The 12,421-nt window shown below is 53.7% G+C and carries 8 protein-coding genes; 3 read left to right on the forward strand and 5 right to left on the reverse strand.

Annotated elements, in window-relative coordinates:
• Positions 1-65 precede the first annotated feature (65 nt).
• From rpoC to WCK51_13310, 4 genes are all read right to left on the reverse strand, one after another.
• Positions 66-4,787, reverse strand: coding sequence for a DNA-directed RNA polymerase subunit beta' (rpoC, locus tag WCK51_13295; protein ID MEI7577863.1), 4,722 nt, complete (start codon positions 4,785-4,787; stop codon positions 66-68).
• 79 nt (positions 4,788-4,866) lie between these two features.
• A complete protein-coding gene (gene rpoB, locus WCK51_13300) occupies positions 4,867-8,913 on the reverse strand; it encodes a DNA-directed RNA polymerase subunit beta (GenBank protein ID MEI7577864.1) in 4,047 nt (1,348 codons plus the stop codon).
• Between the two features lie 88 nt (positions 8,914-9,001).
• Positions 9,002-9,271 (reverse strand): hypothetical protein, encoded by a 270-nt coding sequence (locus tag WCK51_13305; protein MEI7577865.1) that lies wholly within the window; start codon positions 9,269-9,271, stop codon positions 9,002-9,004.
• A 5-nt stretch (positions 9,272-9,276) separates the two neighbouring features.
• The gene (locus WCK51_13310; GenBank protein ID MEI7577866.1) at positions 9,277-9,624 is read right to left on the reverse strand and encodes a hypothetical protein; all 348 of its coding nucleotides are present in this window, start codon (positions 9,622-9,624) and stop codon (positions 9,277-9,279) included.
• 31 nt (positions 9,625-9,655) lie between these two features.
• On the opposite strand from WCK51_13310, the gene WCK51_13315 reads away from it, so the two are divergent.
• The gene (locus WCK51_13315; GenBank protein ID MEI7577867.1) at positions 9,656-10,372 is read left to right on the forward strand and encodes an SDR family NAD(P)-dependent oxidoreductase; all 717 of its coding nucleotides are present in this window, start codon (positions 9,656-9,658) and stop codon (positions 10,370-10,372) included.
• A gap of 1 nt (position 10,373) precedes the next feature.
• Here the strand turns inward: WCK51_13315 and hisB are convergent, their stop codons facing one another.
• Positions 10,374-10,979 (reverse strand): imidazoleglycerol-phosphate dehydratase HisB, encoded by a 606-nt coding sequence (hisB, locus tag WCK51_13320; GenBank protein ID MEI7577868.1) that lies wholly within the window; start codon positions 10,977-10,979, stop codon positions 10,374-10,376.
• Positions 10,980-11,197: 218 nt separating this feature from the next.
• Here hisB and rpsD point away from each other — a divergent pair, with 218 nt between their 5' ends.
• Positions 11,198-11,806, forward strand: a complete 609-nt coding sequence (gene rpsD, locus WCK51_13325; GenBank protein MEI7577869.1) for a 30S ribosomal protein S4 — start codon at positions 11,198-11,200, stop codon at positions 11,804-11,806.
• Between the two features lie 90 nt (positions 11,807-11,896).
• Positions 11,897-12,412: an SRPBCC family protein gene (locus tag WCK51_13330; GenBank protein ID MEI7577870.1), complete on the forward strand. Its 516-nt coding sequence runs from the start codon at positions 11,897-11,899 to the stop codon at positions 12,410-12,412.
• The last annotated feature ends 9 nt before the right edge of the window (positions 12,413-12,421 follow it).

The following is a 12,421-nucleotide window of genomic DNA, read 5'->3' on the forward strand; positions in this document are numbered from 1 at the left end:
GCGCCCCAAAAACGAAAAGCGGCACCTGCTTATGCAGGTGCCGCTTTGTCTCGAGCCGACGACGATTAGATTTCGTCGAGGCTGATTTCTTCGCTAGCCATATCGGATAGCGATGGGAAGTTGAGGCTCTCGAACTCGTCATCGAACTCCATGTCGTCGGATTCGACGAGGGCTTGGAGCGATTGCTCGGCCCACGATCCGCGCTGGACATTGACATCGATCTCTCGATACTCCTTGACACCCGTTCCCGAAGGAATGAGGCGACCAAGAATGACGTTCTCTTTGAGGCCAACCAGGTAGTCCTTCTTTCCTCGGACCGCCGCTTCCGTAAGAACGCGAGTGGTCTTTTGGAACGATGCGGCGGAGAGGAAGGAGTCTGTTGCGAGCGACGCTTCGGTGATACCGAGGAGAATCCAGGTTGCGGTTGCTTCCTTAGGATCGCGCTCCACGTTCTCACCGGTGATCGGGTCGACGTACTTAATCTTTTTACCGGATCGAGCAGCTTCTTTGACCGTGTCGTTTGCCTTGGCGAACGCGAATCGGTCAACGATCTGGCCAGGGAGGTAAGGCGTATCGCCTGGCTCCTTAACCTGTCGCTTTCGCATCATCTGGCGGATGATGACTTCAACGTGCTTGTCGTTAACGTCAACTCCCTGGCTCTTGTAAACGCTCTGCAGGTTCTCAACGAAGTACTCGTGAACCGCTGCCGCGCCGGCAAGTTCCAGAACCTCGTGCGGATCGCGAGGACCTTCTGTGAGCGGGTCGCCCTTGATGATCCGAGTTCCCTTTTCGACCGGAAGCTTTCCGAGCGGTGGAACCAGGATCGCGTAGATCACGTTCACTTCGGTCACTTCGGCCTTTCGGAGGATCGCGAGAATCGCTGTGGTGAGCTTCTGTCCAACTGCCTTATGGAGACCGCCAGCGTAGCTGCCATTACTGTCCTTTGGCCAGTTCTGCATGTCACTTACGTAGGCATCCTTCAGCGGTCCGGTGACCGGAACCGTTGCGTTGATGACCACGAATCGACCGAACGATGACTCGCGGATATCTTCGACCACACCCGAGACCGGGCAGATGATCGCCTTACCACGAGGCTGTCGTCGTGCTTCAAAGATTTCTTCGACACGGACGATACCGGACGATTCACCAGTCCAAGAGTAGAAGAACGTCTTTCGTGACTTCTCCCACAGCTTGCGGCTATCGCTATCGCTCTTATCAGCGGCCTTCGCAGCGGCTTTGCTCAATCGCTCAGCCTTTCGCTTCGCCTTCGGATCCTCAATCTCCTCAATCGGAGTTTGGTTGATCGTCATCGGTGCGACTTCTGGGTTCTGGAACAGCGACTTGACGATGCCTTCTTGAGTTGCAAGCAGCTTCGTTGGGTCAAAGACCTTCATGTCGTTGTCGGTCGCCATCGCAAAGTCCTCCATGAACTGGCGGATGAACTTACCAGTCTTATACTGGTTCGTTCGAGCAATGGTGGCCGATCCCGCAACACCACCCGTGTGGAACGTACGCATCGTGAGCTGGGTACCCGGCTCACCGATCGACTGTGCGGCGATAATTCCGACCGAGACACCGACTTCGACCAACTTATTGGTCGAAAGGTCGATACCGTAGCACTTGGAACAGACGCCCTGGATGAGGTCGCAATAGAGAGGAGATCGAACCTTTGCCGCGAGCAGACCGTGATCAGTCATCTCGAAGCCAGCTTCGACGTATTTCTTGACGATCTTGTCCCGAGCCTTTTCGTCCTTTGCGCCTTCGACAGCCGCATAGAACTTCTTCTCGATCGCGTTTAGCTTCTTGCTGGTTTCAACCGAGATTGGTGCTTGATACTGAGTCAGCGACTCGCCGGTCTCAGGGTCATTGATCACCGAAAGAGCAAGTCGTGCGACCATTCGGTCACCGATCGACTCGATCTGCTCTCCCATCGAAACGATGCGGTGCGCAGTCATTCCTTCGGCGGTTCCGCAGTCATCGGCCTTGATGATGACGTCTTGTGCGACGTCGCAAAGTCGACGAGTGAGGTAGCCAGCGTCAGCGGTTCGGAGCGCGGTGTCGGCAAGTCCCTTACGTGCACCGTGGGTGGTGACGAAGTACTCAAGCATCGACAAACCTCGGTGGAACGAGTTCTTAACCGGAAGCTCATAGATCGTTTCGTTGAACTGGTTCAACATCAGACCTCGCATTCCGGAGAGCTGCGCAAGCTGCTTGATCGAACCACGTGCACCGGAAACGGTAACAATGCTGAGCGGGTTGAACTGGGTGAGGCCTTGGACGATTTCTTTACCGATAACGTCGTAGGTTTCTTGCCACAGCTTAACCAGCGTGCCCTGCATCTCGTTAAACGCGAGCATTCCTCGGCGGAACTGACCAAGAATCTTGTTTGATCGGTCATCTGCGTCCTTGATGATCTCGTCTCGGCGAGCAGGCGGGTCCATGTCGGTGATGGCGACCGTGAGACCGTATTTGGTTGCCCACTTGAAGCCAGTGTCCTTCATGTCGTCAAGGAACTTAATGGTAGCTCCAACGCCAGCTCGCTTGTGAATCACCAGAATGATGTCGGCAAGGGCTTTCTTCGTCAACTCAACGTTGAGAAGCGGCTCGGAGTAGCGGAGCGGCCAAGGGAGCGCTGCATGGAAGATCACCTGTCCGGCGGTCATCATGCGAATCACGTTCTCGTACTCCATGTCCAGAGCTTCCATTTCGGTGAACTCCTTTCCGTCGTCGTCGAGCGATGTGACGTTCTGGTACTCCTGACCGGTTACTCCATCTCGGAATGCAACTTCGTCGTCTGGTCGGAAGACCGGGCGAGTGAGCTGGACCAAGATCGGTTCGTTGAGTTGAAGTTTCTTCTCTACGGAAGGTGATTCTAGGTTGAATACGACTTCATTGGGGTTAGCGTAAATGTAGGGAGCCGGGTTCTTTTCGGGCTTCGACTTGTGATCAGCGATCTGCTTCTCAAGCTTGGCCTTACCTTCAATCGACATGAACGTCAGGGCGTAGTTACCCAAAACGATGTCCTGCACTGGCGCACAGGTGGCACGTCCGTCTGAAGGAGTGAACAGGTTCTGCGTCGAGAGCATCAGAACTCGGGCTTCGGCCTGAGCTTCCGAGGAGAGCGGAACGTGAACAGCCATCTGGTCACCGTCAAAGTCCGCGTTGTACATGTTACAAACCAGCGGGTGAAGCTGGATCGCCTTTCCGTCAACAAGGATTGGCTCGAAAGCCTGGATACCGAGTCGGTGAAGCGTCGGAGCGCGGTTCAGAAGGACCGGATGCTCCTTAATGACCTCTTCGAGGCCGTCCCAAACCGCCGGGTGCATTCGATCAATCATGCGCTTTGCAGTCTTGATGTTCTGCGTAATGCGCTTTTCAACCAGAGTCTTCATGACGAACGGCTTGAAGAGCTCCAGAGCCATTTCCTTCGGAAGTCCGCATTGGTGCAGTTTAAGGTGAGGGCCAACGACGATAACCGATCGACCGGAGTAGTCAACGCGCTTACCAAGAAGGTTCTTTCGGAAGCGACCCTCTTTACCCTTGAGCATGTCGCTGAGCGACTTGAGCGGGCGAGCGTTAGAGCCAACAACCGGACGAGCACGGCGACCGTTATCGATCAACGCATCGACGGCTTCCTGAAGAAGTCGCTTTTCGTGGTTGATGATCGATTCTGGCGCGTGAATCTCGATGATTTTCTTCAACCGGTTGTTTCGGTTGATGATGCGTCGGTACAGATCGTTGAGGTCCGAGGTTGCAAAGCGACCACCGTCGAGCTGGACCATTGGGCGAAGCTCGGGAGAGATGACTGGAACAACATCCTGGATCATCCACTCTGGGCGGCTCTTGGAGCCTATGAGCGCCTCAACGACTTCAAGTCGCTTGATCGCACGAGCACGTCGTTGCGACGTGGTCATGACGATCTCTTGTCGAAGCTGGCGAGCTAGTGACTCAAGATCAACCTTATGGAGAAGCTCCTTAACCGCGTCTGCACCAATGTTGGCGCGAACGAGCGGGCGAAGATCGCGCTCCATGCGCATACCAACACCATCCAGAAGCTTCGAGACAGCTCGGTACTTATCTTCGTCGATGAGCTGGTTGCGCTCAAGCTTGCCAAGAATTTCGACCGCAATATCAAGATCCTTAATTCGGTCGTCGCAGTCGCGATACTCGGCCTTGATTCGGTCGTTGACCGCTTTGGAACGCTCCCGAACATAAACCTCGTCGTACTCGTCACCGTTGTTTTTCATGTCCTCAGCGAGGCGGCTCAGAGATTCCTCTTCAAGCTCGCGCATACCGAGTTGCATGTGCATCTTTTCGATTTCGACGGCCTTGCGAATCTCAGGAAGAAGCTCCTGAATCTGCTCGGACTCGATGTCGATGATGATAAAGCTAGCGAAGTAGATAACCTTCTCAAGCAGCCTCGGAGAGATATCAAGGATCAGCGAGAGAGGTGATGGAACGCCCTTGAGGTACCAAATGTGGCAGATAGGGGCCGCTAGTTCGACGTGGCCCATTCGCTCGCGTCGGACCTTGCTTCGTGTGACTTCAACGCCGCAGCGTTCGCACACAATTCCCTTGTATTTGATCTTTTTGTAACGACCACACGAACACTCCCAGTCCTTGACTGGTCCGAAAATCTTCTCACAGAACAAGCCATCTCGTTCTGGTTTGAAGGTCCGGTAGTTAATGGTCTCCGGCTTCTTGACTTCCCCATGCGTCCATGAGAGGATGTCCTCCGGGCTTGCGATTCCAATTTTGATTTTGTCGAACAGACTAACGGCTGCCATAATTTCCTTTTCGTGTTCCTATTTCTGTAAAGCTGCGAGTGAGAGTTCCGCTCCGTTTGCAACCGGAGCGGAATGTGAATTAGTTAAAGAACCCAACTGATCGAGCGAGGCGCATGTCGTCGCCGCCGCTGAGCTCATCAAGATCCTTGAGCGGGAGTTCCTTGTTGTTGGAATCCTCAACGCTGACCTTCAGACCGAGTGAGCGGAGCTCGTTCACTAGAATCTTAAAGGACTCAGGAATGCCAGGCTCAGCGATGCTTTCGCCCTTGACGATGCTTTCGTAAGCGCGAACTCGGCCAACGACATCGTCTGACTTGATGGTCAGAAGCTCCTGGAGGGTGTACGCAGCGCCATAAGCTTCAAGCGCCCACACTTCCATTTCTCCAAATCGCTGTCCACCGAACTGAGCCTTACCACCCAGCGGCTGCTGAGTAACAAGGGAGTATGGTCCAATCGAACGAGCGTGAATCTTCTCGTCTACCAAGTGTTCAAGTTTGAGGATGTAGATGACGCCGACCGTAATCTTGTTCGGAAGCGTGTCTCCGGTGAGACCGTCGCGGACCGTTGACTTACAGGTGTGTGGATCAAGACCCGCTCGCTCGAACACGTTGTGCTTCAGCTTTGCGATGAGGTTCGTGTAAACGTCATCTTTGGCCTTGACTGGCTTCTCGTCGATCTCAATCTCAAGATCTTCGAACTCGAAGTTCTCTGCATCAACTTCCATAAGCTCGGATACCGGCTTAACAGGAGGTGCGGCGAGGATTCGAGCCACGCGCTCAAGGCCGTTGACGCCGAGGGTTCGGAGTTTCGCCTCAACCTTTGCCATCATCGCGTCAATTCCGTCGCCCTTACCGAAGTCAACTTCAAGTTGAAGCTCAGACTTGATATAGCTATCAAGAACGCGCTGTCGGAAGTGCTCGGCAAGCCGCTCCATTTCCTCAAGAACTTCGTGCTCAGTAGCTCCCTGGAACGCCGGGCACTTGTACTCGATTCCCAGGTGCTTGCCAACATAGCCAAGGTGGGTTTCAAGAATCTGCCCGATGTTCATTCGCGAAGGAACACCAAGTGGGTTCAAGACGATGTCGACCGGAGTACCGTCCGCAAGGAACGGCATATCCTCAGCCGACATAACCCGAGAGACAACTCCCTTGTTACCGTGTCGTCCCGCCATTTTGTCTCCGACCATCAGCTTTCGCTTCTGAGCAATGAAGACCTGAACGGTCATGTTAGTACCGGCTGGCAACTCGTCTCCAGGAATCTGCAGAAGAGGCTCTTCGGTTCGGTCGCAAATAAGGCGATCTCGCTTCTTGGACTCTTTGTAGATGTAGTTGATCGAAGGCGAGAGGTACTTGTAGCGGCTAAAGACTTTCACGTCGATAACCGTTCCCTTCTCACCGTGCGGAACTCGGAGCGAAACGTCTCGGGTTTCTTCGGCCTTTTTACCAAAGATCGCGATAATCAGCCGCTCTTCTGCGGTCATTTCGACCTGACCCTTCGGAGCAACCTTTCCAACCAGAATGTCTTCCGGACGAACCTCGGCACCGATTCGGATAATTCCGTTCTCGTCGAGATCCTTCAGGGCATCTTCGCCGACGTTAGGAATATCTCGGGTGATTTCTTCAGGGCCGAGCTTGGTGTCAACCGCTTCGGTTTCGTATCGCTCGATGTGGATCGAAGTATAAACATCGTCCTTCACCACGCGGTCACTGATGAGGATCGCGTCCTCATAGTTGTAACCGTTCCACGGCATGAACGCGACAACCACGTTCTTACCAAGAGCCAGCTCGCCATTGTCAACACAAGGACCGTCCGCAAGGGCGTCACCCTTCAGAACGTACTGACCGAGTCCAACGACTGGTCGCTGGGTGAAACAGGTCGACTTGTTCGACTGCACCATGTGCATCAGCGAGTAGTTATCAAGCTGCCCGTCATCCTTTCGGATGCGAATCTCGGTCGCCGAAACGTACTCAACCTTACCAGGATTGTGAGCAACAACCGCCGCACCAGAGTCAACCGCCGCAACACTTTCATAGCCAGTTCCAACGAGAGGCTTGTCAGCGCGAAGGCAAGGAACTGCCTGTCGCTGCATGTTTGCGCCCATCAAAGCGCGGTTCGCGTCATCGTTCTCAAGGAACGGAATGAGCGCGGTTGCAACCGAAATGATCTGAGCAGGCGAGACGTCGATGTAGTCAATCTTTTCGCGAGGAACCGTCGGATACGAAGCACCCTGGAGAACTCCACCGGCGCAGCGAACCTGAATTCGCTCGTCAAGGAAGAGGCCAGCGGCGTCTGTCTTGATGTCCGCAGGAGCAACAAGAATTCCATCTTCCTGCTGAGCGGTTAGGTATACGACCTGATCTGTAATGTGCCCTTCGGTCACCTTACGGTACGGCGTCATGATGAAGCCAAACTCGTCCACTCGAGCGTGCGAGGTGAGCTGCGAGATCAGACCAATATTCGGACCTTCTGGAGTCTCAATTGGACAGATTCGACCATAGTGCGAACGGTGGACGTCGCGAACTTCCAGCTTTGCGCTGGACCGCTGAAGACCACCAGGTCCGAGCGAGGAGAGACGCCGCTTGTTGGTGATTTCCGACAGCGGATTCGTCTGATCCATGAACGTCGAAAGCTGGTTAGAACTGAAGAAGCTCTTGATGGATGCCGAGATCGGTTTGACCGAAAGGATTATTCCCGGCAGCAAGTTCTCTTGATCCTGCGAGGTCATTCGCTCACGAGCAACCTTCTCCATTCGGACGAAGCCGAGGCGAAGTTGCGACTGGAGAAGCTCCCCAACAGAGCGGACTCGCTTGTTCTTCAGATCGTCAATATCGTCCCGATCTTTCTCACGGTTGACGTAAGGCGTCATCGCGATCATGATGTTCGCGAGGTCTTCGGCGGTCAAGTTTCGGACGTTCAAAGGAATGTCGAGGCCGAGCTTCTGGTTCAAGAAGCGGCGACCGACACGACCGAGGTCATATCGCCGAACATCGAAGAACAACCCGTAAACGAGCTGCTTAGCCGCATCCTCGTTAGCCGCTTCGCCCGGACGCATTCGCTTGTAAATGTCGAGAAGAGCATCGCGCGAGTTGTTGGTCGGGTCAGCTTCGAGAGTTGCGTCAACGAGAACCGGCACGTGGCGCACGTCGAGCGACGGCAAGTCCATTGCCACAATTCGCTTGGCAACCGCTGTATCGATCTTCCCACCAGCGGCAATCACGAGCTCGCCAGCTTCAACGATGTCGGCAAGCACTCGCTTGCCAACCAAATCTTCTTCAGAAGGCTTTTCGAGAGTCACGATCTTGGACATCGCCATCATGATCTCTTCGTTAGTTCCCAGCGGAGTTGCCGAGAACACTTCAATCTCAAGCTGATCCTTGTCGAGACCCTTCAGGGTTTCAGCAGAAATCGTCGTATTGATATCAAGAATAACTTCGCCAGTAGACGGATCGACGGCCTTTTCAACGGTTCGCTTTCCGATGGAGTCCTTCAGTGCGCGCTTTCGAGCACCGCGACCGTCAGTCTTCATCTTGCCTTGGTCATCAACCATGTAGAAGCCGTAAAGGGCCTTTACAAGCTGGGTGATCGGGAGCTTCTTGGTCTGAGAAATCTGGGTCCGGACAACGAAGTTACCATCAGATTCAACTTCAAGCCAAGGCCCCTCGTTCGGAATGACACGAGCTGAGATGATGACTTGCATCGCAGAATCAACGCCTTCTTCAAAGTAGAGACCCGGCGAACGGGAAAGCTGCGAAACGATGACACGCTCGCGGCCGTTGATGATAAAGGTTCCGCGGTCGGTCATCAGAGGCAGGTCGCCGAGATAAACTTCGGACTCAATGACTTCGCGCTCCTTTCCGCCAAAGCGGACGATGGCCTTGATGGGGGCTTCGAAGGTGATGTCGCGATCGCGGCAATCCTGAATGGAGTACTTCGGCTCACCGAGAGAGAAGGAGACGAGTTCGATAAAGTTCGACTGCGTAAAGTCGTAGATTGGGGAGAACGTCTTGAAGAGTTCTGAGAGTCCTTCTTCGACGAACCAGCGGTAGGAATTTAGCTGGAGCTCGATAAGATTTGGGACTTCGATGTGGCGGTCAATTCGTTTGGAAGCAGCTTGGATAACTCTCATTCAGACTCCGGGGCAAAAACCGAGGAACATACAGTCTATCCCCTGAACCCTCCGGAGTTCAACGCTAACCTTAAAATTGTAACGCAAGTTACGCGTTTTCGCTTACTCTTTCTTGCAAATTCTTGTTTTGTGATCGAATATCGTCCAGCAAGATTGACTGTTGATTAAGTTGTTCGCGCAGTAGACGCATTTCTTCGCGCATCTGACCAACCGCCGGATCCTGCACAGGAAGCTGTTGCATGTTCTGCTGAGCAAAGTGCTGCGCCATCTCTTTCTGGTGCTTCGTCAAAATCGCGACGATGGGGATGCACAGCGCGAAAATAGGGATCATCAATGCGATAACGCCTTCAATTTGCATACTCTCTATTCTCCCACACGAAGTCGCTCGGATAGTTCACTCTGTGCCTTTACCTCGTGCCTGAGAGAGTCAACATTCATCGAAAGAGAATTAATGGAGTCGCGCAAGTTTTTAAGCTCGTGATAGATTGGGGCAAGGTCCTGGGCCGGAAGCTGGCCTTGCTTCCCGTGGATCAACTCCGCCATTTTGCGCTGATGACTCGTGAGAATGGCAATGATTGGGACTCCAAAAATCATCGCACATGCAATCAAAGGGGCTATGTCGCGCGCTTCCATCATGCAGTCTGATACGGTCGAGCCAAATGAAAGGATTCGCACAAACTCTACAAGCGTCGTTTTGTTAGAGATTGTCAAGTATCCCAGTCAAATGGTAGCCTCCCCAACGATGAGTCCCGTTGCAGTAGTCACCGGAGTTGGAAAGCCCACCGGGCTCGGATTTGAAGTTTGTCGACAGCTCGCCCAAGAAGGATTCAAAGTCATCCTCACCGCGCGCAATAGTGATGCGGCTTCCGAACTCGCATCTACGCTTGCCGCCGAGGGACTTTCCGTGGAGGGGAGGCAACTGGATATATCCAGCGACGAATCCATTCGCCAGTTTGCCAATTCTGTCCAAACTGTCGACGTATTGATCAACAACGCTGTTGGCATGGCCCCCTGGGGAGAAACCGCCTCTAATCCAGATTTCGCCGCCGTCCAATCGGTCCTAGACACAACCCTCTTTGGAACTTGGAGATTGACAGTAGCTCTTCTTGAGAAATTGAAAGCCTCTCCCGGCGGGCGAATCGTCAACGTGTCGAGCGGTGCGGGCTCATTCCACGACACCATTTTTGGAGTCTTTTCGGGAAACCCGATGGGGACTTCGTACCCACTATCAAAGGCCGCTCTCAATGTGTTGACGGCGAAGCTGGCCCAAGAGCTAAGGGATTCGAATCTAAAAATCAATGCCGTCTGCCCAGGATTCACTGCTACGTTTCCAGGCGGTGCCGAAATGGGAGCCAGACCAGCATCAGAGAGTGCGAAAGGCGTGGTTTGGGCGGCGACGCTTCCGTCCGACGGCCCTACCGGAGGGTTTTTTCGAGATCGAAAGCCGCTCGACTGGTGAACTAACCGATCCGACCTTTTGTTGATGTACTTCCCTGTCTCTCGACTCGGGTCGTCGCAGCATGGAGAGCGCGTCCCACCGACTTGAACATGCCTTCAACAACGTGGTGATCGTTGTCACCGGCAAATTTTCGAATATGTAGGGTCAGCCCCGCGTTCACCGCGAAGGACTTCCAGAACTCGCGAACGCACTCGGTCGAGAGTTCGCCCACTCGTTCCCGCTTGAACTCAACATCCGTGTAAAATCCGCCCCTTCCGCTGATATCGACGACGGCTTGAATCAGTGCCTCGTCCATTGGTACGACCGCAACACCATACCGTTCAATCCCGGTGTTGGACTCCAGAGCCTCATGAAATGCGCGCCCCAGAACGATACCGACGTCTTCCACCGTATGATGGTCGTCGATAAACAGATCGCCCTCAGCTTCAATTCCCACGTCAAACTGACCGTGAAAAGCAAGCTGCTGGAGCATATGATCGAAGAAGCCGATTCCGGTGGAGATGTCCTGCTTGGTACCACCGTCAAGATCCAGCACCACATGAATCCGAGTCTCCTTCGTTTCTCGATCAACCTCTGCGAACCTGACTCCCGGCGCGGACTTGCTCATTACAGGTTAAGATTACACCCTCTTAGGTTGGGATTTGGGAATTTGGAGTGGGGAGTTAGGAAAACGCTTCGAACTTGCTGATGCCGATCAGCAGGGTGTGCGAAACTGCGAAACAGGAGCGCGCCGAAACTTTTCTCACAACTCCCCATCCCAAACCCCCAACAAGATGGGGTATATTTCCATGTTCGCGGGTTCTCTCGCGCATTAGCGACTTAGAAATGGCAACTTATCGAGGAAGAAAGACAGACATCTGCCGCACTGTCGGCTACGACATTTGGGGGCGACCAAACAGCCCTGTTACCAAGCGCCCATACCCGCTCGGTCAGCACGGCCCGAACCTGAAGGATCGACGGCAGTCCGAATACGGCGAGCAGCTTTTGGCCAAGCAGGTCATCCGACGCTACTACAACATGCTCGAGAAGCAGTTCTCGAACACGTTCAAGAAAGCGCAGCGAATGAGCGGCAACACCTCGCTTAACTTCCTTCGCCTTCTCGAGCTTCGACTCGCAACCGCAGTCTGGCGACTCGGATACGCAAAGACGATCTTCCAAGCCCGTCAGATGGTCAGCCACTGCCACATCCTGGTCAACGGAAAGGTCGTTAACATCGCTTCCTTCCAACTAAAGGTCGGCGATGTCGTCGAAGTCCGAGATCGAAAGTCGAGCCGAGACATCGCTCGAAACAACAACTACGAAGGTGCTCCGGTTCCTGCGTACATCGAGGCCAACGTTCAAGGAATGAACGGAAAGATCATCGCCATGCCAGAGCGAGAAGATTTCCCTAAGTTCTTCCAAGAGCAGCAGGTCGTCGAATTCTACGCTCGTTAATTTCGAGCATCCATACAAGTCGCAACTCTTCCCGATTTCATCGGGAAGAGTTTTTGCTTTATCAGGGGCTGTCTGATATCATTACCCTCCATGCTTGTTCTTCAAATCCTACTGCTTGCCTTTATTCTGTTGCTCATCTATGTCCAGTCCCGGCCCAATGACTTCCGGTATGAACGGTCAAGATTGATCAACGCTTCGACAGAAAAGGTGTTCGAGCAAGTCAACGAATTCCGGAACTGGGAAAAGTGGTCCCCCTGGATTGAGATGGAACCAACCGCAGTTCTGACTTACGGAGACAAGACCGAAGGCGAGGGCGCATTCTATCGATGGGATGGCAAGAAAACCGGCTCAGGCTCCTGCACCATCCTTCGCTCTGCTCCACACCTCGCGGTCGATGTCGCACTCGAGTTTGAGAAGCCCATGAAGTCCTCAGCCCGGGCCGACTTCAAACTCGTTCCTGAAGGCGCCGGCACCCGAGTCTCCTGGATCATGTCAGGAACCAACAACTTCATCGCCAAGTTCTTCGGAGTGTTGTTTAACTCCGAAAAGATGATTTCAAAGTCGTTCGATCGTGGGCTCGAGCGAATCGCTCAGCTTGTGGAATAGCGACTCTAC

The sequence above is a fragment of the Armatimonadota bacterium genome, from assembly GCA_037138755.1.
Classification (GTDB): domain Bacteria; phylum Armatimonadota; class Fimbriimonadia; order Fimbriimonadales; family Fimbriimonadaceae; genus Fimbriimonas.